Below are 22,104 nucleotides of genomic sequence, written 5' to 3'. Positions count from 1 at the left end.
GAGGTCAGCCGTGGATCGCGGGCGGATGGAACACACTCGGCTCGTCAGCTGTGCCGCAGGTTAACACCGGGGACGATCGTGTCGATCTTGTCAGCGATCGAGTTCGGGGGAGTGGTGAAACCTGTTGTGACAAGGCTGATCCGCGGGGTCGGCCTATGAGGGGCGTGGGGGCGTTGATGCTATCGACGGGCTGCGCACGAGATCCTGCGGACCAAGGCTGGACGCCGGGGCCGGCGACAGCGTCGTACCGTGACCGGCTCTCGACCGAGGATCAGCGCACGTTGTCGTTGCGGGACAAGCTTCGGGTGATCGACCCGTGCGGGTTCATCGACCTGGATTCGGTTCGGCGACAAGGGCCGATCACCACCACCGGTACTCCCGGTTCGTGCGAGGTGCGCCACCCCGATGGTGCCCTGTCCTATATCCGTGTCTCGATCGAGGGATCGCCTGAGCTGTACGCACGCCGCGATGATCCGAAGAAACTCTCCCTGGCCGGGACCCCCGCTATCGAGACCCATGACAACCCGGGCAATGCCTGCCGCATAAGCATCGGGCGCGACACCGAGTCGAGTCTGACCTATCTGACCGGCGACAGCGACTGCTCGATGCTGGAATCGGTTGTCGCGGCCTCGGTACCGTTGATCGCGACCGCTCCGGCCTATCCGGAGCCGCGAGGCACACTGGACCGGCTCGATCCCTGTCTCCCGATCGAGACCCTGCCCGCCGACCGTCATCCGATCCTTCACCTGCAATTCGATTCGCTGAACACCTGCGCGTACAGCGTTGCCCCCGATACGTATTCGACGCAGGTCACGGTTTCCTTCGGTACCCATCGGGGATATGTGGAGCTGATGCAGTACGTCATCGGGGACGCGCGAGTGTCGATGACCGCGACGGGGCCCAATGACTGCAGAGCCTCAGCGCAACTCGACCAACGCCCCGATCCGGCCGCCCAGCCCTACGCGGTGTACGACGACATCACCGTGTCGGTGAATACCGGCGGTTGCGACGCCACCCGCCCGATCCTTGCCGAGCTCATCGACCGTTACCGCCACATGTCATGAAACCCTGCGTTCGAAGGCCCTCAGATGACCGCATCCGATCCCCTCGTCCGTAGGCTCCGGCCGGTTCGCCAGATGATCGCGGCCAGCCTGATCTGCCTCACGATGGCAACATCCGCGTGCGCATCCGGCGGCGATGGCGGCGGCACCTCCGCCACATCGGCCCCCGGCACCACAACCTCGACTCAACCGCTCACGCCGATGCCCGTGCCGCCCACGACAACTGCGGTCCAACAGCGCGCATTGCCCCCGCAGACCACGATCGCCGCACCGCCACAGGGCACTGTCCTGATCGGAGTGTGGCGTTCGGTGAATGACCCGACCGACGTACGGACCTTCGACGCCGACGGAACTGCCATCGAGCAGGCCGGCACCAGTCCGAACATCGCAACCACCCGGGCGCGCTGGGACTGGGTCACGCACGCGAGCGTGGTTGGAGGGCCGCCGGTCACCGATCTGGTGCTCAGATTGATCCCCGCCGACGCCTCCACTCCACCGGGGATTGCCGGCGTGTTCTTCTATTCGGTCGATTTCGACGATCCGGACACCCTTGAACTGATGTATCTCGAAGGGCCCGTCGTCGGACCGCAATACAGGCGCGTGCGATAAAGTACAAGATTGAAACATGTTGTGGTGCAGCGAATTTGCCGAGATCATCGCGTGGTCTGATGGTCGCGATCAAGGTCCGTGCTCGCTTGGCGGAAGCGATTCGCCGGACTGCCAACAGATCGGAGAGGGCACCCGCGATTCCGCTGCCGCCCGCGCCTCGTCGACCGAACGGTGGGGCCCGGAGTCGGGCCAGAACGACGCATCGTTGAGAACGTCTTTGAATGACACGTAGTAGGCATGCCCGGACGAATCGAGGAACGGTTCCTCACCCGGTGTGAGTGTGTCCTCTTCGCGAGCCACCTCGTACCAGAAGTCGTAGTCGAGACGAACGACGAGCACCGACATGCGAACGACATCGTCATACAGCCACGAACCCGCAGCTACGATCTCCCGGCTGGCCATGATCAGATGCTACGGGGGACTCGTGGGTAGAAATCAAGAACGACGGCAGAGTCGCTGTCGTCCTGAGCCACAAGGACAGAGACTAGATCGGCCGGGTTCCCCGTCGGCATGATCGGCAGCCCCGAGGTTCGCGTCGAAGGTCAGGACGGTGGTTGCGCCGTGCCTGCCGCTCAACGAAGGACGGTCAACTCGGGCTCCGTCGGTGGCTGTTCAGAGCGGCCCCTGTTGCCGAATCCCATCCGTCCACGGGGCGTTGGCGCGCGATCAGCATGGGTGTTCCGGTGAAATAGGCCATCCACTCGGTGGCTGTGAAATCTCGAATATTCGACGTGGCAGGCGTCATCGCCCACCGCCTGGGCGCTGGCGTAGCTCGTCGAGGGTACGGGTCGCCCATTCGCTGGCTCGTTCGTTATCCAACGCCGCGATGAGCACCGAATGCCATGCAGGCGTTGCCAACAGCGTCCAGTAGCCGGTGTGGAGCGGTTGCAGGGTTGCCCAGTCCGGCGGTGCGAGGTTGGGGCGGCCGTCCAGAAAGCACGCGAGAGACCACACCGATCGATAGCGACCCAGGTTCGGCTCCAGCAGGCTGATGTGTGAAAGGTAATGGGTGAGAGCGTGTTCGGAATGCTCGTACTCGCGCAGCGTCCCACCCATGCTGTCGCACCAGGCCAGGGTGGACAGCAGGTTGCCGGTGTGGTCGATGAGTGCCTCGTCGGCATCGGGTGCGGCTATCGCTTCATGGACCGGCGCGGCGCACACGACCTTGTAGGCGAAGTAGCCGTTGAGGTAGTCGCCGTCGAAGGGTTTGCGAAGTAGCCACGGCTCGGCGGCGGGATCTCCGAGCCTGCAGATGGCTTCGACGAGGTACACGCGGCCCCAGCCAGCCGCACGGTCGGCGAGCCAGATTAGGTTGGCCGTGGCATCGGGTAGCCGGGCAAGAGCCTGGGAGGCTAGCAGTCCAAACCTGTTCGACAGCAAACCGATGGTCTGGATCAACGCGATGTCGTCCTCGGTGCCGACGACCGCGAGCAACGCCATACCCAGAACGGTCGGGTTCTGGTCAGTACTGGTGCGGGTGAGGTGTCGGCCGAGCTCACGAACCTGGTTGGGGTCCGCGCGGCGGATCGCGGCGGCGATCGATGGCCACAGCGCGATGCCGATGTCGTAGTCGATCACCTCGCGGTACAGCCGGGCTATGTCACGGTGTTCGGTTGGCGTGCTGAAGAATTCGTCGATGAGTCGACTCGTGCGTGTGCCCTGGTCGTCCGCTCTGTCCGCACTCCACACGCGGTCCCGGTGACAGTCAGCGTCCGGGTAGGGTTCGCCGTCGCGGGGCAGTGGAACATCCGGATACCGGCGGGCGAGGACGAGTGCGTGGTTGTAGAAAGTGGTCGGTGGGCTGGGATGGGCGGAGCCCGTGGTCGCGCTCATCGCGCGGGGATGAACTCGATTCCTTCGATCATGGGATCCGATACTGGCAGGCGTTGAGGGCCTTCGCAATTGGATTAGACCATTCTCGCGAGCCCCTACCGCGTCGTTATCGAACCGTCCGCTATTGCCGCGCCCCGTGCGTTGGTGGGCTGTCCGAACCGGGTTGGCCGACAGCAGTTCCCCAACGCACCACCATCATGCCGATGAGCGTGCAGTCGTGATTGGCGGGAGTCGTACACTTCCGATCGCGAAGCTCCATGTTGTTACATCGTGCGGCGCAACACTGTTCGGCACAGTCATGCCTGCGGTTCGATGACGCTCTGGGACGTCGAGATAGCCCCACTCGAGACGGCTTTCACGGAGTGCCCGAGCAGCGAGCTGCGCACTCTGGGTCTGGCGGTTATCGACGAGACGCTCGCGCTCTACGGTCAGCCGCTGGAGGAACTCTTCGACGCGGCGACGGTCTCGCTCGTTGCCGTCGCGTGCGAGGAGTTTCGAACCTTTCCCATTCCCACAGAGGAAGTTTCAGCACGTTGGGATCTGTTGTTCGAGCAGGCCTGCAGCTGGCAGGACGATATTCGACCATTGACAAAGGCCTCCCTGATGCAAGCGGTTGCCGAGTACTCGGTATTCCTCATCCATCAAGATGTGCAACAGCTCCTCGAAACGCTGTCCTGCTGCTACGAGTCGGTTCTTTCCTTCGCTTCAATCGCTCGCCTCATCACTGTCGACATGGAGCGGAACAACACGTTCTGCCACAATGCAATCGCGCTGCAGAAACGCCTCATCGAAGAGCTGTGCGGGGTGTCCTGATCCATCCGCTCATGGCGCATACCGCGCTGATTGAATCCGCCCGAGCAGTGCGATGGAAGATCCAGCGGTTCAGCCGATCTGAGTGAAGGACTGCGTTGACGGTGCCCCCGGCAGGATTCGAACCTGCGGCCCACGCTTTAGAAGAGCGTCGCTCTGTCCCCTGAGCTACGAGGGCAGCCCGATCAGAAACATACCTGCTTCCCTAAGGTGAGGGTAGCGGCGAGGATGTCCGTTCATGGCGCATACCGCCCTGTTCGGAACGGCCACCGCGGCTTTCTCGGAATGTCCGTCTGGCGCTTGCCGGAAGACCACGGCCAGAGGTCATCTCGGACCACTGGGCGTGCAGGCTGCCACCGAATGGCGAATTTGCTTCGATCCGCCGGTGGCGTAATTGACCGATATGGTGCTGCGGTGGAACCGATCTTGTGTGTGGGCGATGGCTGCGAACTGCCCGCCATCGCTGTTTGTCTGCTGACTGACGATCCTCAACCGGGCATCGTTCTGGTCGAACTCGTCGACGCGCATGGCCGCCCCCATCAACTCGTCGGCAAGACCACGTACTTCGGCGGCCTGCACACCGCACCCGAATATCCATGCCCGACCAGCATCGAGTGCACGATCGAGGACATCAACGGCGATATCGCGACAGTAAGTACCTGGTGGCTGTCCGGCGGGCCGGACCATACGCGTTTCGTCTTCGATGTGCGGCTGGACATCCTCGGCCCGACTGACCGCCTTCCGCCGAGCAGTCGATCAGTGTCATAACGTCTGATGCCCCCTGCCGCGCGCGGCGAAGCCACCCAGTAGGAGTCCGCAGTCAAATGTCAGGAAGGTCAATGAATCCCGTCGAAGAGTCGCTGCTCGCGCGCCTGGTCGGGCTCAAGGTCGTCTCGGTGGCGTTCGTCCGTGATTATCTCGAACTTGAATTCGGCACCGGTGCCCGCTTGTTCTGCTACGCGTGGCCGACTGTCGAGGTCGCCGGCACAACTCGGCGCTTCGGGGATATCGGATATCGAGATGCGTTGTGTGCCTTGATCGATCAGGTGGTTCTATCGACCGATGAAGCGGTGGGCGTCGGGTTGCTCGTGCGGTTCGGTGTAGGCGCTCTGTCGATCCATCCGACGCCCGACGAGCTTCAGGGACCTGAAATCGCGATGCTCTCGGGGTTCGCCGACCAGGCGTTGGAGGTATGGCGTCCCGGTGAGCACACGTTCGCTGACCTCGAATGAAAAGTGCTACAACGGTTCGAACACCCAGAAACGTCCGCACATGCCGCGTTGCGCGCGGAACGAAACGGCCATCGCGGACCCTCGAAAGATCAACGGCCCGAGGCGACTCGGGTCGTTCCGGTGTCCGCTACTGCCGAGTGCACACGAATCTTCGCTGGACGACGGAGGGACGGTCGACGTCCAGCACGCCCACCGCGTTGCGCTTCGACGAGATCGTCGAGCTGGGAGGATCAACCAGTGATCACGTTGGACTGTTGTTCGAAGTCGAGCGAAATGCCGACCGTGACAGTCGGTGTCGCAGTCTGGCACTTCCATGGATTCTTCGAGCAACCCTGGGAGTTCGGGCGTGGTTACCTCAGTGTCTTCGGTACGCACGACCCCGCGACCGGATGGATCGATTCGCAGGAAGTCCCGATGTGCAGCTACGGGCTCGCATACACAATCGACTCGATCGTGGGCGCTTTGTGGAGCGAATGGCTCGGCTACACAGTGAATCTGCACTGGGAGTTGGACTCCGGTACCCGAGCCGACGTAGAACGACTGGACCTGACTCTGCCCGCACACCTGCACGTGGAGCCCGACCCTCCACGTCGGCCGAATCCCGGCACGTGGACGGTGACGTTCGACGATCCGCCGTTTTGACAGAGCTCGCGGGCATCAAGCCCGCGCGGACCCCGACGTCCTCAATTGCCGCATGGCGCGCTGTTCGGAGCGGTCACCCGAATCGCCGGAAGATCAATGGGCAGAAAGCAACTCGGCTCTGGTGACGCACCATTTTGTCGAATACAGGGGTGACCGACCAGCTGATCGCCAGACGATAGGCCCGTCGCCTGTTGGCTGAGGTCAGTGTCGGTCGGGGTGCGCTCTCGCGATGGCGGCGGCAAAGGCGGCCTGTAGCTTGAGGGTGGATTCGTGGAGAAGGGTGCCGCCGATGATCAGCTCGATCAGCGCGCGGTCACAGTCATCGGTCGTTCGCTGATACCGCTGGGGATCCGACTCGACGGCAACCGAGGTGATTTTTCGGCCGCCGGTCGCTAGCGGGGAGAAGGTCACCTCGTATATTCCCGAGGCGATCTCGGCCGGGACGAGCGCACTGAACTGCCGATGATCGGTACGGACGCTTTCGCGCCTTCAGGCCCGCGTCGACGCCCAGGCACGAAACAGCGTGAGCGCCTCGGTCAGATTGCCTGGACCACAGGCCAGGTGGAACGTCTGCCCGGCGGTCCAGCCATGCACCCAGTCGTGCTCGCTCCGATCGATCTTCTGTCGGGGATGTTCCTGGTCTGCCAGCGCCGTTTCCCTGAGATCGATTTTGACCAGCCAGCCGGGGTTGTCGAGCGTTTCGATCCGCACACCCCATCCGTGCTCCCAGCCGCCGTCACACTGCGCGGCGTACCAGCTCTGCAGCCAGTCGAGGACATGGTCGTGCTCGGACATGGACGCCGATGCTAGTCGAGTTCGGCCATGGCAACGATGATTCCGCCAGACGGCGAACCGGCGACCATCAAACACTTGGGGGCTTGCCCTCGGGCCGGTCGGCGGCGGTCCGCCACAGACGGAAATTCTCATACCGATCAACGAGACCAGGCTCGCCTTCGGTACCGAACGCAACGCCATGGCACAGGGCGAGCCAATGATTTTCGATATCCGCTCATACCGCATACCGCGCTGACCAAGCCGGCCAGCGCGGTGCGGCGGAAGATCAACCGCCCGTGCCGATCCGAGCGCCCGGAACGTCCGCTACTGCCGATGATCGCGAATCCGGACACTGACACCGGGGGTCGAATCGCGAAGTCAGAATCCCGCCAGTGTGGAGAACCAGTCGCTGTGAGGATCGGGAGAATGTCAGTTGATGCGATGGTGACTCTGCGCGCCTTCTATGCGGCCGAGGCCGCGTACCTCACCGAGGGCGCCGAGTTCGAGGAGATTGCCGCGCACTTGGCCTCGGACGTCGTTATGTACCAGGCGTCGAGCCTGCCTACGGCGGCGAATGGCGTGGGCACGAGGGTGTCCGGAAGTTCATTGCCACTATGGGCGAGAACTGGGACGGTCTGTGGTTCGACGAACAGCAGTTCCTCAGCGACCAGAATCGGGTCGTGGTCTACAGCCGTGGCCGGCTGCGCGCACGAGACACCGGCCGAACATTGAAAACGTCACTACTGCAATGGATCAGCTTTCGAGACGGCCTGATCACCGAATTTCGCCCGTACTACCACGACACCTCTGCTGTGCTGGCCACACTGACCGAGTGATCGAATCCTGGGTTCTGCACGGTCGCATACCGCGTCGACCGGACTGGCCGCTGCGAGGTGGCGAAGAGACACGGGCTCAAATGATGTAGCGCTCATCCCTCGCGGAAGGACCGGCTTTGTGCCCCTCCATCCGATGATCCCACCCGTGGATATCATGGAGATTCGCTGAATCGTGTTGCGCGGCACGGGAACTGTTCGTCGGCCTTGGCCAACGCGGTCGCGACACCCGGTTGATCCGAGCGGTCCAGCAGCGCTCGATACGCCTCGTCCGAAGGGAGCAGGGCGAGGATTCCGGCGACGAACCGTCTGTCCTTGACGGTTTGGCAGGAATCGAGCAATGCGGCGACTGCGGGAGCCGACGCCGGGCCAACCTGGCAAACCATGTTGTACAGATGTGCCTTGCCGAACAGAATTGAATCGAGCGGAGCCCCGCCCGCCAGCTGGGCGATGCGGTCCAACTGTTCCGCCGTCGTAGCGGCCGGGACGAGCAATCTGATCAGTTCGCGCGAGAGGCCCACGGTCATCGGATCCGCCAGATCGGCATCCACCCAATCCTGCCTCTGCGGAAGCAGATAGGACGAAATCAGCCGAGCGCGAATGGATCCCGTTGCGCGCATCGTCGCCACCTGCTCCTCGGCCGCGACATACTCCGAATCCGAGGCGGCAGCCAGATGCGCCCGCAACCGGGCCAGGTCTCCACCGTGGTACATCCACCAGGCGAAATCGTCCGCGTGAAACTCCACGGTTTCGTACCAGTCGATCCGCCCGTATGGATTCCAGGGCGTCCATCCGACCGCTCCGCCGGGCGGACGGGAGGTCTCGACACCGAGTCTGCCCATCTGCGCGAAGGTCTCAACCGCGAATGAAAGCCCATGCCTTACAACCCATCCGTCGATGAGCACGGGTGCGAGCTCTGCACGGTAGTGGCCGTAATGCCCCGAGCTGCAGCAGACGCTGCGACCATGTTCGATGATTATGGCGATAGCGGCCGCGCCCAAAGGGGATCCAGACCCTGTCCCCAGATAAGCCAGTCCTGCTGTTCCTATCTCCTCTTGACCTCGCTCACGGGTGTTGGTCAGAATCCCCTCGAGTCCGTGTCGGAATCGACCGAGTAGTTCATCGAGTTGTCCCGGCGCATCCTCGGCAACCGGAACTGGTCGGTGCGGCGTGATCCCCTGAAACGGTTCGGCTTTCGTCAGCCAGCGAGTCGGCGGGCTCCATGTGTACTCGGAGGTCATGGTCGTACGTTAACCGCGGCTGGTGACATGGTGGCCGCGCCAGCATCGCGTTGCAGGATGGGCAGGCAACCATCCCGGTCCCGAGATCGTGGGCATCCTCGCGTATTCATGGCCTCTGCCACATGAAATCGCAACCATCCGCTCATGCCGAGTTTCGTATATCGGCACCGCCTCGTAGGGTGATCTTGCTGGCTCATATGAGGGGATGATTTGTGGCCACAGCGGTGACCGGGCTGACACACGAGGACTGCGGCACAATCGGGTTCGTCATCAGCTGTTTGTTCGATCAATCCATCGATACAGCCGAGCTGCGGGCATGGTGTGAGCACGTCATCGTCAGCAATGAGATGGACGATATCCCGCAATACATGTTCGAACTGGTCAGCTTCGATGGAGATCTCTGCGAGCTGTTCGACATTCTGGGGTTCACTCCGTCGTCTGAGCCTTCGCAGCAGGAGGATGCCGCGCTGTACGGTATAGCCTTCCAACGTGGGGTCGAGGTCTACGATCCACCTGTCAGCCGGGTGTCGGCTCTCGAAGCTCTACGACTCAGACCCGATGTTCTGCAACGGTTTCGGGCTACATTCCCGTTCATCGAGGTCGCCGATTAGTTGTCGGAACGTACTAATCTGCCGCGTGGCGCGCGGACCGAAGCGGCCATCGCGGACCCTCGAAAGATCAACGGCCCGAGGCGACTCGGGCCGTTCCGGTGTCCGCAACTGCCGATGCCGCATCGAGATTACGTGGTTGCCTAGCGCTGCCAATCGAGCGGCACCTGGATCGCGATCCTACGATCGTTTGCTATGGGATGGTTTTTTCAGGCATACGCGGTCGATCTTGATCAGGCGCATGGCGCGATCGGGTCGGGCGACGATGAACTGTTGCGGCGGGTCGAGCAGAAGTTCGAGGACGAACTGGACGACGATGAAGAACTGGCCGAGGTAGTTCGGTACGTCGTCTCCGGCACCTTGGACGATGGCGACGACCTCGAGGACTATTTCGTAGAGGCATTCAAGATGATCTGCGAGACGCTGTCGGTGCTGGAGGAAGGAAACGGGCCCTTCTCCAGCGACTGGCCGGGAGCGATCGACACCGGATTGAGCGAACTGAACATCGATTCCATCAGGTTCCGCGAGTTCGAGGGCGGCAAGGTTCTCACCTTCCCTGACGGAATCGAGTACGCGCGCATCTATGGGGAATGGACGCACACGCAGTGCGTCGCGGCTGTCGAGCGATGGGAGGGTACGACCGCGGAACAGCGTCTAGCGCTCGACCCGGAGGTATTGGATTGGGTAGAGATCGGGATCCGTCTGGCTTCGATGGCAGCGAAGACGCCCGGGTACGGGGTAGCTGGGTTCATCTGGATGTGACTCCCCAACGCACTGTCTTGCCGCGTGGCGCGCGGACCGAAACGGCCATCGCGGACCCTCGAAAGATCAACGGCCCGAGGCGACTCGGGCCGTTCCGGTGTCCACTACTGCCGATTTTCGTGCGACTGAGCGTCAGAAATCCGACTGAATTCCGGATTTAGACGTGGCCTAGAATGTGCATAGATTGCAGTCTTCAACGTTGAGCCTACAGCGATATCTCCTCCAGTCGAGTGGAGCCGGAGATTCAGGAGGTGCTGGTCTTTATTGAGCCGGATCAAAAGCGGCGGCAAGGAAGGGATGGGACACGGCGGACCAGCGGACGACTTCACTGATCGGCACGTGGCAAAGCTCACTCTCCTTTGATTGAAATGCGTTGAGCCGCTTGGCCTCCTCAGCAGGAGCTGTCTTCTGAACGCTGGTTATCCACTCGCACAGAGTGCCCTCCAGATCGAGGTCGACACCGAGAGCTGGCAGTTCTTTTGCTGCGGTGGGTGTGCCGAACCTCAATGCGAGCAGTAGCAATAGGCCGTGATCGGACCGGTTCGCTTGGGGCGGCGTGTATTCGGGATCTGTAAAGACTCGACCGCGAACAACAAGATAGGTATTCAGGAATCGTTTTGCGCGCCGCGGCGATGTGGATACCAGCCAGGACACCTTCCCGATTGCTTGAATGTCATCATCTGCCAGCTCAAGTGCCTCGGCGGCGCGGCGAATGTTCGCTTCCGCGGTCAACCCTGCGTCAACAACGAGATCGGCGCCAGCGTCGGCATCGACGTCGGTGTCTGAGACCTCATACTGAGTCAGTTCGACAGGCGAGAGCGAGACCTCCTCGGAGGTAATGTCCCTGATCACTCCAGATGAGGGTGCACTCGGATTCTGTAGTGGCCGAGTATTTTTGGCCGTGGCCATGAGCAACGTCTTGCACCCTGTCTCATTCATAGGTGGGAGGGTGTAGGTGAGTTGGAAAATCTTCTCAAGGTAGTCCGCAGGTGTGGCGGCGCCGGGTCCACCTGGAGACAGTTCACTGGTCGCTTGTCGCAAAGACTTGTTGAGCCACCGTGGGTCGACTCCGACGACCACCACGAACAGCGGGAGAGCCAGTAGCAGGTGCACTGCGGCCAGCACGTCCACCACTGTTTTGGGATCGCAGCGATCCAGGTCGTCGATGTAGAGCACGATCCGCCGTAACGGCTGATCAGTGTCGGCTCTGGCGCTCTTTGCGGCCACCACCAAGTAGCTGCTCAGCTCCTTGAGATCACGGTGGGCGAGGGCGACCACGCCTTTGAACTGCTCATAGTCGGTGCTGTTTGCGCGCGCGGTCAAATATCGACGCAATAGCCGGTGAACAGTCAGATTCTTCTCGTCTTGCTCGGCCGAATGCGCCTCGGACTTGGCAGCGGCTTCCTGCTCGTGTGCGAGTACCAGCGCGGCCCGTGTCGCGACGACGTTCTCCTCAAGGAGGACGAGCTCCGCTAACTGTTTGACGCGCTCAGCGGCTACGCGATCTTGTATCGTCCGTTGAATCTTCTCTGCGGGTTTCAAAATCTTTCGAATCACGTGGGCCTGGGTTTGCAGCACCGTCACGGCTCCGGCAGTAATCGCCGTGAACTGCCCAACCACGGCCGTTGCCGTCCCGACCCACATATGCTGAGTTCGCAGCACCCCGCCGAGAGTAAGCGTGGCAACGGCCACCAGCACCGCGATGCCCAACCCCGCCATCAGCGGGGAATGGCAGACATTTTTGCCTGCTGCGGTCAGAATCCTCATCCGTGATACCCCGGCAATAATATCCCGCGACGCGCTAGCCAGGCTCTGAGCGTCCTTCTGCAGTTCGGGCAAGCCCGCTATTGCGGCGGCGTCACGTAGCTCGGCGATCTCGCCTGACAGACTCTCGGTAACTTCGCTTGGCAGTGTGGCCGTCAGATCCTTGCACCGTAGCTTGGCGGCCTTCTCGAGCGCTTCGTTGTGTTCAGCGGTCACCACAGTGACGCGCTTTTCGGCGGCCGCCACATTCAACTTTGCGGCCTCAACGCGTTCGGTTGAGAGAGCCAGAACCTGTTGTGTGGCTTTCACATTTTCGAGCAGGTCCTTGTGCTCAGACGCAAGTCGGGAGTCCTTCGGGACGAGCGAGGCGAAGATCTGGCTCAGCAAGCTCGCCCACAGATTCCCCTCCGCGTAATGCCACGCGTTGAACCACACCGGCTCGACACCGGGTCCGAACATCTCTGTCGGATACGAACCACTACTGAATTCGTTGATCCACCATTGGATCCTGTGCATGAAAAAGGTCTTTCCGCTGCCCCACTCGCCGTACACAGCCAACGCGACCGGCGGCTGCAATGCATTCGATGCCAACAACGTGGCCAAAGCGCGCGCATCGTCGTCTCTGTTGAGCTGGTCCGGCTGATCCGGGGCATCCATCTCGGGGGCGACCCACGAGACGAGTACACGTCGCGAACGATCAGCCTGCTTGGAGTCATCCGATACGAGGGCACCGAATTGTGTACGCAGAGCGCGTGATTCTTCCCGATCTTGCGTGCTACCCCGTGCGTCGAGCGCGTCGGCAAGTTTGGCGTAGAGGCTTTCATGTCGGCCAGGCGGGGCCTTCGTAAACACCTCACGCAGGATGGCGATGGCTTGGTCGAAGTCGCCGCGGGCCATGCACACATCGGCAAGGCGGACCATCACTTCAGGGCTGTTGGGCGTGACCTCATGTGCCCGGCCCAGGAGGTGTTCTGCCTCTGAGAAGTCTTGGCGGGCAATGAGAACATCAGCCAGGCCTATCAGCAATCCTGGGTCATCAGGGTGATCGTCTAGTGCTAAGCGCAGAATGACTGCGGCGCGCTCGATCTCGCCGCGAGCACGAAAGACATCGGCAAGGCGGACCATCACTTCCGCGTTGGTGGGTGCCACAGCGCGCGCCTGATTAAGGGTCTGCTCGGCCTCTGAGAAGTCTTGGCGGGTAATGAGAACATCGGCGAGACTGACCAACAGCGCCGGATGGTCATCGTAGGCGCTGAGCGCTACCCGCAAAAGTTCTTCAGCGCGGTCAATCTCGCCATCGGTACGGAGTGCGTCGGCGAGCTTGGCAGTCAAGCCTGGGGCTGCAGGATTGATGCCCAGGACGTGCTCGAGAAGACTCTGGGCTTCGGCTAGATCGCCGCGTGCAATGAGTTGATCAACCAGTTCGACTAGATCGGGGTGCTCAGGGTTGGTCGCAATCGTTCGGCGAAGACGTTCAACCTTCGCTTCGCTGTCAGCCTCATCCATGGCCATCGCCCTCCCAGCAGTACAACTGCGGATCCAGAGTGTAGACCCCGCCAAGCGCCGCAGCACATAAACGATCACTACGCCCGCACGCAAGTCATCTGACCCTAAACGCGTTGCCCCACTGACGAACTGGACATCCGCTTAAGCGTGAACGGGGGCGGTGGGGTCGCATTCGAGGCGCCTGTGCCCCGTGTCGTGCCTATCCATCGGGCGGTCGTCGCAGCCGCTGACTCTAGTGGACTCAAGTGCGCGCTCATGCCGCGACCCGCGCGTTCCCAAGCGGCCGCGCGGGCCTGCCGAAGATCAACGAGCAGAGCCTCGTTCGGTCGCGGGCGATGCACCATAATGCCGATGAGCGGTTGTGACCGAGATCGTTTGGGCTCGCTGGTCGTTGGCAAACATGTAACCACCATGGGCACGCTGATCAACTCAAGTCAGAGGCCGCCGGTGGGAGCACTACGTCGACCTCGTCGTCAGCCCTGAACGCCGCCTTGAAAGGCGTCCGGTCCGGCCGCACGCCCCGGATCCACCTGATGAGCCTGGGGTCGCCAGCCCGTGGTGGCGAGTTCAGGGCAACACCAATGTGAACGTACCGTCCGTCCTCCTTGATGAGCAGCGTCTCTCCTTGCTTGACGTCCCTGATCGTCTTCCGGACTGTTGCGGGTGCGGGAACAGCGGCCTTGTCTGGCTGTTCAGGTGAGGCCTCGGTAGAGACCTTTGAGTTCGACTGTGGCCGTTGCAGATCGGTCATTGGAACACCCTGTCACATCAACCGTTCGGCATCCGCTAATGCCGCATGGCGCGCTGACCTAACCGGCCAGCGCGGTGCGAGGGAAGGTCAATTGGCCGTGGCGATCCGGGACTGGCCGGACGCACTGAACTGTCGATCGCGGTGTGTTGAGTCACCGAATATCGCGATGCGGTGCCTCAACCTTGGCGCAAGATGGCAAGGACTGCACCGAACTGGTCACAATCCCGGGTGCGACAGTGACGTTGTGCGGCAACAAGACCGGCGCTGACCATATTGCCTTGGCCCGCTCGCTAACATCGGTTCAATGAACTCGGAGGGGGAGCAAAGCGCCGGACTGCGCGTGGTGACTGCGAGGCGGCAGCGGATGTTGTGGGTGCCGGCGGTTGTGGGTGCAGGTGTGCTGGTCGTCTTCGGCCTGGTCGCTGTGGGGTGTGGGGTGGCGCTTGTCTCGTTCGGGCAATGGGCGCTCGCCTGGTTCCCGTTTGTGGTCGCTGCGGCGATGTTCGTGTACGCGATCAATGTGATTCGCCGGTCGTATGCGTTGTCCGGCAAAGCGCTCCGACGATGACGCGGGAGCTTGGGTCCCGCGGGGTGTGCGGTGACTGATGACGCGGTGGGGCGGATGCGGAAACTGGCCGCGGGGACTGATGACGGCGGTCATCGTGGTTCTGGTCGGGTTCGCTGGAATCGGCCTCATTTCCGCTCCGAGCATCGTGACCTACTACCGCGGAGAGCCCGTTACCGCTCGGGTGCGTGACTGCTGGCTCCGTAACCCGGACCGTCCCCGCTACGGTTATATCTGCGCTGGCACATGGATATTCGGTGACGGCCGCAGCGGGGCCGGAATTCTCGACGGAGTCACGGGAGACCATCGATCCGGTCAGAATATTGCCGTCCGGGTCCGTGGTGACAGGGCGGTCAGCGACAGTCCCCGCTGGCCCGCATATCTCGGCCTGGCGCTGGCCGCGGTGGCATCGCTGCTTGCGATCGCGTATCGCGCGGCGCGGCGCCGCATAGGGTCCTGATAGTTCGGCGCGTCATCCGAACACAGATTTATGCCGAGTACAGCATGGTCGGCCGAGCTCTAATCCACGCTTCCACCCGAGACTTCCCGGATTCGGCCGACTAACGCGCGAACGAATGCAAGCTCGTTGAACGGTTCCTCGTCACCACGATGGCGATGACTTCTGACCTCGAGGAACAGGGATCCCCGCAGCAGGTCCGGATCGCTCGGCAACTCGCCGGTCTCATCCCAGGCCACCCGTACTGTCCGCACCGCCGCGGCAAGGTCTTCCGCGTTGCCAAAGATCACGTATCCGTTGTAGGTGTGGGCAAACTCGATGAATTGCTGTTCATCGCCATCGTCGGGCGGCACCGAGTGGCCTGTGGTCGTCATACTCACCGAGCATGCCAGGGCAATCAGTCACCATCCGCACCTGTGGCCATCGCGATCCGATGCGGGCGGTCGTAGGTCATCACGCGGGGCGATGCTTGTCGGTGTACCAGCGAGGTGCCGGTTCGACCGATTGAACCAGGGCCCAATCGATGTAGACGAAGTACGGGCGTTGATCTCCAGTGTCGGGGTCAGCGGCGGTGAATACCGCCACGTCTCCGACCGCACCGAAGCCGTCGACGTAATCGATCGGGCCCAGGCTCAAGTTTTGCAGTTCCTCGGATGTGCACGACCAGGGCGTCAGATCAGCGATGGACTCGATCCGCGGGGGCGGCAGGTCGGATCTGCGCAACAATCGCCGGAATATGTTGTACCCGCGATTGATCTCCATGAATTCGAGCTGTAATCCCGGCCAGAACGTGAGATCCCATGCCGCATACCGCACCTCGCGATCGCCAGGGTGGTCGATCCGCTCGTATACCGGTGCGCCCCAAGCTGTTAGGTACTCGTCGATCGACCGGAAGTTGTTGACGGCCTCTCCGTAGAACCACCGCTTCTCGGCGATCGCGGTTTCAACCGGAGTAGCGCCGATGCGGTCGAGTAGCTCCGCGGCCTGGGCCGGAGCGCTCTCGTTCATCGGGTGAAGCATCGCCAGTTGATAGTCGTACAGCGTGGTAACGGTCTCGCCGACCATAGTCCCTCCCCATTGGCACCCTGCCCACGAATGTACCGACATGAATGACGCACTGGTACTTCCGATTTCACCGACACAGCATCCCGACGACCCAGGTTGCCGTCGTTGTACTCAACCAGCGGCAGCTCGTGCGGCCTACTCCTCGCCGTAGTCACTCTCTTCGCGCCCGTCTCGGGTCGTGACGGTCACGAGCGGTCGTTCCCCTCTCTGCGCACGGACCAACGCCAATACCAGACCGCCGTCACCGATTTCCGGATAGCGGGATTCGAGCGTGGTCAATACGCGCACCGAGACCGCATCCAATGCCGCCGTCCCGACGACCGCGTACCACACGAACTTTCCGTCGAGACTGGACTGGATACAGCCCGACTGCTGCGCCAACGGCATCATGGGAAAGTTGGTGACCAGCCGGTCGGGATTTGGAAGAACTTCGCCGATGATCACACCTGGTTCGAGCCATCGGTCACCTTCGCGCTCAATGACGACGACGTAGCGCCACTGGTCGGTGTGAACGACCACGGCCACCGCGCCGTCCTCCTCCCAAATGACAGAGCCCATCACCCGGGCTCTCCCATCGTCCTGCGGCATGCCTGAGAGCACGACGGCGATGGCCGGATGCATCCGACGGTCGCTTTCAGCCATGGGACAAGCATCGCAAACGGATATGCAGGAGGAGGTGTCGTTAGCGTATGCGGGGAAAGTCGAGTGGCCCTTGGTACTTCAGGCCCACCCGCGCGCCATGATGTGAAGAGCCGGGGACATCATCAGGTCGAACCCGACGGTCATCTGCGCTACTACCGATACCTCGGTGACGGGACCGCCGACCACTCGGGCAGCACCGGCTGGGATACCCACTCGCGCAACATCATCGGGAACCGATGGTGACAGGACAGGGACTGTCGAGCGATGGGTTCTTACAGCAGGATGGTCGTCGTAATCGCGAATTCGGCTGCCACCGAACCAGTTCCGGCGTGGGGGAAGATCAGTCATAGTGGTCGTCGATATGGAGCCGTGCGCCCACGCGTGCCAGGTGGGTGGGAGTGAATCCGAACATGCGGTGGAAAACATCGGTGTAGTGCGACGGTGTCGAAAACCCTGCGTCGACCGCGCACCGGGTGGCGTCGTGGCCCGATAGATACCCGTGAGCGGCGCACAGCATGCGCGCCCATTGCACGTAGCGACGCAAGCTGGTCCCGGTTTGCTCGGCGAACAGCCGCAGGAAGTAGGCCTGTGACAAACCCACCCCGGCGGCCAGTTCCGCCGCCCGGAATCGGCGTGCCGGATCGGCCCGAATGATGTTGGCCGCCAATATGATTCTCTGGTCGTGGATCCTGACCCCAGGAACACTTGCCAGCTCCAGCACGCGGTCGACGTCCATGCTCGGACGATTGCACAGCTCGATGAGTTCGGCTTCTCTGTGGTGATCGATTCCGAACCCGAACACGGTGCGTCGCATGCCCCCGAGGCTGCGGGTCATTCGCGCCGAGGTCGGATCGAAGTAACAGAACAGCAAGCGGCCCGCGCTCCGAACCAGCTTGTGTCGCTCGCGGGCTCGAAAAAGGAAGCTGCGCGCGGTGATATCCGGATACCCGTCCGGCCGAACGGTGAACGGCTCGTCCACCCCGACGCCCAGACACGCCAACGCGCTGGAGTGAGTGTCCAGTTCCAGCGACGCTCCCACGCTCACCGCATGCCCCAACCGCAACCACACGACGAGCGGCGGAGCTGGATGGCACGTTTCTGACAGCGCGGCGGAGGCCATGTCGGCAACGATACGGACCAGTGCCGACCGACCGAAGGTTCGGCAATCACCCAGGGGAGCAACAGATTATGTCGAACGACACGCTCGTGTCTGTCGAGAGGTTCGTGAGGCGCTTCGCGGACGCCTGGGCGGACCCGACCTTCGAACGCCTCATCGCTCTGGTCCACACCGATGCGGAACTGCTTCAACCGTTCAGTCGAAACGTCATCGGCCACAGGAAGATTGATCGCTGGTTGAAACGCACCTTCGCGATCATCCCGGACCTGCGTGGTGAGGTGATCAGCTGGGCGTACCGCGGCGATGTGCTGTTCATCGAACTGCGCTTGTACGGCACGATCGGTCGTCGGCCCGTGGAATGGATCTCCCTCGACCGCATCACCCTCGACGGTGATAAAGTGCGCCGACGGCACGCGAATTTCGACCCGACCCCGCTCATCCTGCCCCTCGCGATGAGCCCACGAACTCTGGCCCGCGCGCTTCACCGGCAGCTCTGATGATCTGGTCGCGCACCCGAGCCGAAGATCGAGGGCCGCGAACCTCTCAGCATCACCGGCGCACTGAATTTCGTGCGAGTTCAGGCTGCTGGCAGCACCGCCGCCAGACCTAGCGTCGAAAAGCTATGCCCGGCTCTCACCGCGGCAGCGGTAACCACCGTTACGCCGATCAGCCCTGACGGCCCACACCAGTGCAGCGCAGAAGCCGCCGAACGCTATGCCTCCAGCCAGCAAGATTCCCACGCCGACAAGGAAGGTAACGAGCACAGGATTGCCGAACCCGAAGTACACGGCGAACGGACTCGACAGCAGTACGCCGACGAAGCCTCCAGCCAGGGCCACGATGAGGACAGGCCGGTCTTTCATCCCTCCAACTCTAGTCTTCGAGCAGTCATTCGCTCCGTCCGAGACGCCAGCATCACAGGCCTCCGCACATCCCGCGCCGACCGAACCAGCCGGCCCGATGCGGTGGAAAGTCAACTGGCCGTGGCGATCCGAGGCCGGGGAATGCACGCTACTGCCGATGAGCGAGTGCCCTACCGGGGTTCTACGACCTCGAAAATTCTGTCCGCCTCGTAGGTGAAGCCCGCGGCAGCCGCGTCGGCTAGCAGCAGCCCGCAACGATCCGCTCGCACGAAGCCCACGTTGTAACTGTCACCACGCCACAAGCGGAACAAGGCCAGGCCCACCGCACGGCATTTCCCGGCCACTTCCCGCACATAGGTATCACCGTCGAATTCGGCGGGCTGAGCGAAACCGAGGCTCTCGGGATCCAGGTCCAACGGAATCTTCCAATTGCGGAACACATAACGCAACCGGTCGTAGACATAGTCGGCGCTCTCGCGGTGATCGAACAGGGCAAGGTATGAATCCATGCCCCACATGCCTCCCTGCAGCGAGGCAATGAGTGTTTCGCGTGCGAGTTCGACAGGGGTACAAGGACGTTCATCGAGCCAGTTGCGATGGCGCTGTTTGAACTCATCCGGGTTGTTCAGCGCATCGGTGACTACCTCGACGAGAAGTGATGCCCAGCTCTCGTCCGGGGCGAGGAGCACAGCTAACGAAATCACCGCGTACTCCGGGGAGCAGGGAAACGGTGACGGCAGCTGGCCGGCAGTCTCGGACACGGAATCTCCTACGGTCTCTGATCAGGTTGTGCCGCAATAGCTTAGGCCTGGAGTCGGACAACACTGACCGCGTGCCGACACTGCGCCGCCGGGGCACCGGAACGTTGCCTGTTCCGGCGGAACCGAGATTCGCACAGGACCACGTAGGCCAAGCGCATCAACCGATGTTGAACCCAGACCCTGGACGTAGCCGATGCCCTCTCATGCCGCTGATCGATCGGTTCTGGACGGCTGCTGCGGCTGACAGCGGACGCACCGCACTGCCAATTACGGCGTCTTGGAGCGGGCGTGCCCGCGCCCTATGGAGGCGCGTGGGTATGTAGTGACAGGATATTCGGTGGGCTACGAATCCTGTTGACTGTCAAACGAGTTCGCATGTTGACGGACGATCGGCCTACCATCTCGTAATGGCTGCGTTGATCACGACTGTCGCGTTGGCGTTTGTCGGCTACCTGGCTACATATGTCAACAGCTTGCGGCTGGCTCAGAGACAGGCGCGGCTGGCGAGGGTCAATCTTCAGTTGAGCGACTTCTACGGTCCGCTATTCGCACTGACGGAAGTCAATGGTCGGATCTATGACACTTTCTCGGCGAAGTCCGCTCGGGCCGATGGTCGTGTCCCCTTTCACCACGATATCCCGCCGACCGAGGACGAACTCGCCGAGTGGCGTACGTGGGCAACGACAGTCTTCATACCGAACCTCCGAGCGATGCGCGATGTGGTGGTGAGCAAAGCCGACCTCCTCATCGAAAAGGAAATGCCGCCGGTCCTGCTCGAACTCTGCGCGCATACCTCTGGATACGAGATCACTGCGGCGGGGTGGGCACAAGGAAACTATGGCGAACACCTGTCGCTGATCCCGTTCCCTGGGAGCGAGCTTCGTGAGTACACCCGTGACCGGTTCATGCTCTTGAAGGGCGAGCAGACACGGCTCCTGGGCAGCGGTCGTACCTATCTTTCCCGTTAGCAACGGCTGGACATCGGCTACGCCGGCCAGCCGACGAGGCAAGTTCCGCCGGGTGTGATGGCTCGACGCGTGGCGGCCCCAGTACAAACTCGCTCCGGCCGGCCTGTCTTCAGGACGGATGGAACATCAACTGGCCGTGATGATCCGGGCTGGTCGTATGCACCGAACTGCCGATTACACAATGCGGGCGCGTACTCGAAGGCGCGCGATTGCCGTGGAGCGAAAGTGGTTGTCGGAGGGTTGATCTAGCTTTCAGGCTGTGTCAGAGAACATCGATCTCCGTTTGACGATCAGGTTCGACGGCGATGAGGAATTGGCCCGGGCGGTGCTCGCCGCAGTCGATGCCGTATTGCTGCATGAGCGCGTCTACTACGAAGTGCCCACGTACTGCGAAGCGTTCGAGGACGGAAGGTTCGTGGTCCGCGGGGAAACCGATCCTGCGCCCATGGGTATCACCCGCTGGTTCAAGTGGGGGCCTCGGTTCGAAGCGCAGATCGAACACACTGTCGCTGAGCTGGTACCCGATGCGCGAGTGGCGATTGACTGGGGATTTCCCGACGAGGACTGGGAATTGGCGGATCCTCCCCGCGACCTCGGGACTGGCCGACGGCTCGAGCCCCAGCTCGCGGCCCCGCCGGTCGAGTGGTCAGATCTCGCCGACCGTTTGGCGCGGGTATTGTCCGACATGCCTGCCGATGCGTACCTGACCTTGCGCGCGACAGACGGTAGATACGCCCAGGTCGTGCACCGGCCTGGAGAAGTCTATTGCGAGGTGGCGTCCAACCGCACCCTGGACCTGCGGCATCGAATGTCCGAAGAGCAGGAAGATTTCATGTCCGCGCACGGCTGGTCCGAGCCCCCGGGCAACGGGACAGAGAATTGGGCAAAGGAACTGCACCAACCCCCAACCTCCAGTGACTACACCGAGCTCGCCCAGGACGTGACAACGGCGCTGTCGAGTGCGCTGGCGATCGCCGCTCCCGTCGACCTGAAGGTTCAGGCATGGAGAGACGGTCTCTCCCAAGCCTTCGCAGTCGATGCTCTCGGATTGAACCGCCTCCCACGCCCGGATCGATTACGCGTCTTCGCGGACGCACCACCACGAAAGCGGCTCAAACTACCTGGTATCGCGACGAGGTACTTGTATCTGAATTGGACCCGGAGAAAGTAGCCGCCGCTGTCGCGAAAAGTGACAAACGCACTGTCATGGCGCGCGACGGGCGGCACTGCCACCGTTGTC

General features: G+C 62.1%; 26 protein-coding genes, 1 tRNA gene and 1 pseudogene. 14 read left to right on the top strand and 14 right to left on the bottom strand.

Features of this window, described 5'->3' with window-relative positions; genetic code table 11:
* The first annotated feature begins 281 nt into the window (after nucleotides 1-281).
* Together ACFC0O_RS18630 and ACFC0O_RS18625 are read left to right on the top strand one after the other, a co-directional pair.
* Nucleotides 282-1,064 carry a hypothetical protein gene (locus ACFC0O_RS18630; RefSeq protein WP_375959334.1) on the top strand — a complete coding sequence of 261 codons (783 nt, stop codon included), beginning with the start codon at nucleotides 282-284 and terminating at the stop codon, nucleotides 1,062-1,064.
* Between the two features lie 24 nt (nucleotides 1,065-1,088).
* The gene (locus ACFC0O_RS18625; protein ID WP_375959332.1) at nucleotides 1,089-1,670 is read left to right on the top strand and encodes a hypothetical protein; all 582 of its coding nucleotides are present in this window, start codon (nucleotides 1,089-1,091) and stop codon (nucleotides 1,668-1,670) included.
* 69 nt (nucleotides 1,671-1,739) lie between these two features.
* On the opposite strand, the gene ACFC0O_RS18620 is transcribed toward ACFC0O_RS18625, so the two are convergent.
* Together ACFC0O_RS18620 and ACFC0O_RS18615 are read right to left on the bottom strand one after the other, a co-directional pair.
* Nucleotides 1,740-2,072, bottom strand: coding sequence for a hypothetical protein (locus ACFC0O_RS18620; protein WP_375959331.1), 333 nt, complete (start codon nucleotides 2,070-2,072; stop codon nucleotides 1,740-1,742).
* 339 nt (nucleotides 2,073-2,411) lie between these two features.
* Nucleotides 2,412-3,248: a hypothetical protein gene (locus tag ACFC0O_RS18615; protein ID WP_375959329.1), complete on the bottom strand. Its 837-nt coding sequence runs from the start codon at nucleotides 3,246-3,248 to the stop codon at nucleotides 2,412-2,414.
* A 567-nt stretch (nucleotides 3,249-3,815) separates the two neighbouring features.
* Between ACFC0O_RS18615 and ACFC0O_RS18610 the strand changes: the two genes are divergently transcribed.
* Nucleotides 3,816-4,316, top strand: a complete 501-nt coding sequence (locus ACFC0O_RS18610) for a hypothetical protein (RefSeq protein ID WP_375959327.1) — start codon at nucleotides 3,816-3,818, stop codon at nucleotides 4,314-4,316.
* A 102-nt stretch (nucleotides 4,317-4,418) separates the two neighbouring features.
* Here the strand turns inward: ACFC0O_RS18610 and ACFC0O_RS18605 are convergent.
* A tRNA-Arg gene (locus ACFC0O_RS18605) sits at nucleotides 4,419-4,491 on the bottom strand.
* Nucleotides 4,492-4,673: 182 nt separating this feature from the next.
* Between ACFC0O_RS18605 and ACFC0O_RS18600 the strand changes: the two genes are divergently transcribed.
* The 3 genes from ACFC0O_RS18600 to ACFC0O_RS18590 all read left to right on the top strand — a co-directional run bounded on the left by ACFC0O_RS18600 (nucleotide 4,674) and on the right by ACFC0O_RS18590 (nucleotide 6,187).
* Nucleotides 4,674-5,081: a hypothetical protein gene (locus tag ACFC0O_RS18600; protein WP_375959325.1), complete on the top strand. Its 408-nt coding sequence runs from the start codon at nucleotides 4,674-4,676 to the stop codon at nucleotides 5,079-5,081.
* 71 nt (nucleotides 5,082-5,152) lie between these two features.
* Nucleotides 5,153-5,545, top strand: coding sequence for a hypothetical protein (locus ACFC0O_RS18595; protein ID WP_375959323.1), 393 nt, complete (start codon nucleotides 5,153-5,155; stop codon nucleotides 5,543-5,545).
* Between the two features lie 273 nt (nucleotides 5,546-5,818).
* A complete protein-coding gene (locus ACFC0O_RS18590) occupies nucleotides 5,819-6,187 on the top strand; it encodes a hypothetical protein (RefSeq protein WP_375959321.1) in 369 nt (122 codons plus the stop codon).
* Between the two features lie 201 nt (nucleotides 6,188-6,388).
* Here ACFC0O_RS18590 and ACFC0O_RS18585 read toward each other — a convergent pair whose 3' ends face one another.
* On the bottom strand, nucleotides 6,389-6,598 hold the full coding sequence (locus ACFC0O_RS18585; protein WP_375959319.1) for a hypothetical protein: 210 nt from the start codon (nucleotides 6,596-6,598) through the stop codon (nucleotides 6,389-6,391).
* Between the two features lie 78 nt (nucleotides 6,599-6,676).
* Nucleotides 6,677-6,982 (bottom strand): immunity 53 family protein, encoded by a 306-nt coding sequence (locus ACFC0O_RS18580; RefSeq protein ID WP_375959317.1) that lies wholly within the window; start codon nucleotides 6,980-6,982, stop codon nucleotides 6,677-6,679.
* A gap of 551 nt (nucleotides 6,983-7,533) precedes the next feature.
* Here ACFC0O_RS18580 and ACFC0O_RS18575 point away from each other — a divergent pair.
* A pseudogene (locus ACFC0O_RS18575) lies at nucleotides 7,534-7,797 on the top strand (nuclear transport factor 2 family protein); the annotation flags it as partial.
* A gap of 152 nt (nucleotides 7,798-7,949) precedes the next feature.
* On the opposite strand, the gene ACFC0O_RS18570 reads toward ACFC0O_RS18575, so the two are convergent.
* The gene (locus ACFC0O_RS18570; RefSeq protein ID WP_375959315.1) at nucleotides 7,950-8,636 is read right to left on the bottom strand and encodes a hypothetical protein; all 687 of its coding nucleotides are present in this window, start codon (nucleotides 8,634-8,636) and stop codon (nucleotides 7,950-7,952) included.
* A gap of 611 nt (nucleotides 8,637-9,247) precedes the next feature.
* Here ACFC0O_RS18570 and ACFC0O_RS18565 point away from each other — a divergent pair.
* Together ACFC0O_RS18565 and ACFC0O_RS18560 are read left to right on the top strand one after the other, a co-directional pair.
* Complete coding sequence (locus ACFC0O_RS18565) at nucleotides 9,248-9,646, top strand: hypothetical protein (protein WP_375959313.1); 399 nt, start codon at nucleotides 9,248-9,250, stop codon at nucleotides 9,644-9,646.
* Between the two features lie 192 nt (nucleotides 9,647-9,838).
* The gene (locus ACFC0O_RS18560) at nucleotides 9,839-10,405 is read left to right on the top strand and encodes a hypothetical protein (RefSeq protein ID WP_375959311.1); all 567 of its coding nucleotides are present in this window, start codon (nucleotides 9,839-9,841) and stop codon (nucleotides 10,403-10,405) included.
* A 261-nt stretch (nucleotides 10,406-10,666) separates the two neighbouring features.
* Here the strand turns inward: ACFC0O_RS18560 and ACFC0O_RS18555 are convergent, their stop codons facing one another.
* Both ACFC0O_RS18555 and ACFC0O_RS18550 read right to left on the bottom strand, forming a co-directional pair.
* Nucleotides 10,667-13,681: a tetratricopeptide repeat protein gene (locus ACFC0O_RS18555; RefSeq protein WP_375959309.1), complete on the bottom strand. Its 3,015-nt coding sequence runs from the start codon at nucleotides 13,679-13,681 to the stop codon at nucleotides 10,667-10,669.
* Nucleotides 13,682-14,099: 418 nt separating this feature from the next.
* Nucleotides 14,100-14,426: a hypothetical protein gene (locus ACFC0O_RS18550; RefSeq protein ID WP_375959307.1), complete on the bottom strand. Its 327-nt coding sequence runs from the start codon at nucleotides 14,424-14,426 to the stop codon at nucleotides 14,100-14,102.
* A gap of 304 nt (nucleotides 14,427-14,730) precedes the next feature.
* On the opposite strand from ACFC0O_RS18550, the gene ACFC0O_RS18545 reads away from it, so the two are divergent.
* Both ACFC0O_RS18545 and ACFC0O_RS18540 read left to right on the top strand, forming a co-directional pair.
* The gene (locus ACFC0O_RS18545) at nucleotides 14,731-14,994 is read left to right on the top strand and encodes a hypothetical protein (RefSeq protein ID WP_375959305.1); all 264 of its coding nucleotides are present in this window, start codon (nucleotides 14,731-14,733) and stop codon (nucleotides 14,992-14,994) included.
* A gap of 79 nt (nucleotides 14,995-15,073) precedes the next feature.
* On the top strand, nucleotides 15,074-15,451 hold the full coding sequence (locus ACFC0O_RS18540) for a hypothetical protein (protein ID WP_375959303.1): 378 nt from the start codon (nucleotides 15,074-15,076) through the stop codon (nucleotides 15,449-15,451).
* Between the two features lie 59 nt (nucleotides 15,452-15,510).
* On the opposite strand, the gene ACFC0O_RS18535 is transcribed toward ACFC0O_RS18540, so the two are convergent.
* The 4 genes from ACFC0O_RS18535 to ACFC0O_RS18520 all read right to left on the bottom strand — a co-directional run bounded on the left by ACFC0O_RS18535 (nucleotide 15,511) and on the right by ACFC0O_RS18520 (nucleotide 18,275).
* Nucleotides 15,511-15,822: a hypothetical protein gene (locus ACFC0O_RS18535; protein ID WP_364651460.1), complete on the bottom strand. Its 312-nt coding sequence runs from the start codon at nucleotides 15,820-15,822 to the stop codon at nucleotides 15,511-15,513.
* A gap of 79 nt (nucleotides 15,823-15,901) precedes the next feature.
* Complete coding sequence (locus ACFC0O_RS18530; RefSeq protein ID WP_375959301.1) at nucleotides 15,902-16,513, bottom strand: hypothetical protein; 612 nt, start codon at nucleotides 16,511-16,513, stop codon at nucleotides 15,902-15,904.
* A gap of 135 nt (nucleotides 16,514-16,648) precedes the next feature.
* Nucleotides 16,649-17,155 carry a hypothetical protein gene (locus tag ACFC0O_RS18525; RefSeq protein WP_375959299.1) on the bottom strand — a complete coding sequence of 169 codons (507 nt, stop codon included), beginning with the start codon at nucleotides 17,153-17,155 and terminating at the stop codon, nucleotides 16,649-16,651.
* 340 nt (nucleotides 17,156-17,495) lie between these two features.
* The gene (locus tag ACFC0O_RS18520) at nucleotides 17,496-18,275 is read right to left on the bottom strand and encodes a helix-turn-helix domain-containing protein (protein ID WP_375959297.1); all 780 of its coding nucleotides are present in this window, start codon (nucleotides 18,273-18,275) and stop codon (nucleotides 17,496-17,498) included.
* A gap of 68 nt (nucleotides 18,276-18,343) precedes the next feature.
* Here ACFC0O_RS18520 and ACFC0O_RS18515 point away from each other — a divergent pair, with 68 nt between their 5' ends.
* The gene (locus ACFC0O_RS18515) at nucleotides 18,344-18,769 is read left to right on the top strand and encodes a nuclear transport factor 2 family protein (RefSeq protein WP_375959295.1); all 426 of its coding nucleotides are present in this window, start codon (nucleotides 18,344-18,346) and stop codon (nucleotides 18,767-18,769) included.
* A 123-nt stretch (nucleotides 18,770-18,892) separates the two neighbouring features.
* On the opposite strand, the gene ACFC0O_RS18510 is transcribed toward ACFC0O_RS18515, so the two are convergent.
* Nucleotides 18,893-19,135, bottom strand: a complete 243-nt coding sequence (locus tag ACFC0O_RS18510) for a hypothetical protein (protein WP_375959293.1) — start codon at nucleotides 19,133-19,135, stop codon at nucleotides 18,893-18,895.
* Nucleotides 19,136-19,305: 170 nt separating this feature from the next.
* Complete coding sequence (locus ACFC0O_RS18505) at nucleotides 19,306-19,896, bottom strand: hypothetical protein (RefSeq protein WP_375959291.1); 591 nt, start codon at nucleotides 19,894-19,896, stop codon at nucleotides 19,306-19,308.
* Between the two features lie 407 nt (nucleotides 19,897-20,303).
* Between ACFC0O_RS18505 and ACFC0O_RS18500 the strand changes: the two genes are divergently transcribed.
* Together ACFC0O_RS18500 and ACFC0O_RS18495 are read left to right on the top strand one after the other, a co-directional pair.
* Nucleotides 20,304-20,864: a hypothetical protein gene (locus tag ACFC0O_RS18500; RefSeq protein ID WP_375959289.1), complete on the top strand. Its 561-nt coding sequence runs from the start codon at nucleotides 20,304-20,306 to the stop codon at nucleotides 20,862-20,864.
* Nucleotides 20,865-21,123: 259 nt separating this feature from the next.
* Nucleotides 21,124-22,035 carry a hypothetical protein gene (locus ACFC0O_RS18495; RefSeq protein ID WP_375959287.1) on the top strand — a complete coding sequence of 304 codons (912 nt, stop codon included), beginning with the start codon at nucleotides 21,124-21,126 and terminating at the stop codon, nucleotides 22,033-22,035.
* Nucleotides 22,036-22,104 lie beyond the last annotated feature (69 nt).

Origin of the sequence: Nocardia sp. NPDC056100, from assembly GCF_042266325.1 — a bacterium.
In the GTDB taxonomy this organism is placed as follows: Bacteria; Actinomycetota; Actinomycetes; order Mycobacteriales; family Mycobacteriaceae; genus Nocardia.
Note: the sequence above shows the minus strand (reverse complement) of the source record. Positions and strands in the feature narration are given on the sequence as shown.

Coding starts and splice junctions, on each gene's coding strand:
- ACFC0O_RS18545 (WP_375959305.1), top strand. CDS start 14,731: ATGAACTCGGAGGGGGAGCAAAGCGCCGGACTGCGCGTGGTGACTGCG.
- ACFC0O_RS18515 (WP_375959295.1), top strand. CDS start 18,344: ATGTCGAACGACACGCTCGTGTCTGTCGAGAGGTTCGTGAGGCGCTTC.
- ACFC0O_RS18520 (WP_375959297.1), bottom strand. CDS start 18,275: ATGGCCTCCGCCGCGCTGTCAGAAACGTGCCATCCAGCTCCGCCGCTC.
- ACFC0O_RS18580 (WP_375959317.1), bottom strand. CDS start 6,982: ATGTCCGAGCACGACCATGTCCTCGACTGGCTGCAGAGCTGGTACGCC.
- ACFC0O_RS18595 (WP_375959323.1), top strand. CDS start 5,153: ATGAATCCCGTCGAAGAGTCGCTGCTCGCGCGCCTGGTCGGGCTCAAG.
- ACFC0O_RS18535 (WP_364651460.1), bottom strand. CDS start 15,822: ATGACGACCACAGGCCACTCGGTGCCGCCCGACGATGGCGATGAACAG.
- ACFC0O_RS18625 (WP_375959332.1), top strand. CDS start 1,089: ATGACCGCATCCGATCCCCTCGTCCGTAGGCTCCGGCCGGTTCGCCAG.
- ACFC0O_RS18570 (WP_375959315.1), bottom strand. CDS start 8,636: ATGGGCAGACTCGGTGTCGAGACCTCCCGTCCGCCCGGCGGAGCGGTC.
- ACFC0O_RS18555 (WP_375959309.1), bottom strand. CDS start 13,681: ATGGCCATGGATGAGGCTGACAGCGAAGCGAAGGTTGAACGTCTTCGC.
- ACFC0O_RS18525 (WP_375959299.1), bottom strand. CDS start 17,155: ATGGCTGAAAGCGACCGTCGGATGCATCCGGCCATCGCCGTCGTGCTC.
- ACFC0O_RS18600 (WP_375959325.1), top strand. CDS start 4,674: ATGGCGAATTTGCTTCGATCCGCCGGTGGCGTAATTGACCGATATGGT.
- ACFC0O_RS18510 (WP_375959293.1), bottom strand. CDS start 19,135: ATGAAAGACCGGCCTGTCCTCATCGTGGCCCTGGCTGGAGGCTTCGTC.
- ACFC0O_RS18530 (WP_375959301.1), bottom strand. CDS start 16,513: ATGGTCGGCGAGACCGTTACCACGCTGTACGACTATCAACTGGCGATG.
- ACFC0O_RS18560 (WP_375959311.1), top strand. CDS start 9,839: ATGGGATGGTTTTTTCAGGCATACGCGGTCGATCTTGATCAGGCGCAT.
- ACFC0O_RS18500 (WP_375959289.1), top strand. CDS start 20,304: ATGGCTGCGTTGATCACGACTGTCGCGTTGGCGTTTGTCGGCTACCTG.
- ACFC0O_RS18550 (WP_375959307.1), bottom strand. CDS start 14,426: ATGACCGATCTGCAACGGCCACAGTCGAACTCAAAGGTCTCTACCGAG.
- ACFC0O_RS18610 (WP_375959327.1), top strand. CDS start 3,816: ATGACGCTCTGGGACGTCGAGATAGCCCCACTCGAGACGGCTTTCACG.
- ACFC0O_RS18540 (WP_375959303.1), top strand. CDS start 15,074: ATGACGGCGGTCATCGTGGTTCTGGTCGGGTTCGCTGGAATCGGCCTC.
- ACFC0O_RS18620 (WP_375959331.1), bottom strand. CDS start 2,072: ATGGCCAGCCGGGAGATCGTAGCTGCGGGTTCGTGGCTGTATGACGAT.
- ACFC0O_RS18590 (WP_375959321.1), top strand. CDS start 5,819: ATGCCGACCGTGACAGTCGGTGTCGCAGTCTGGCACTTCCATGGATTC.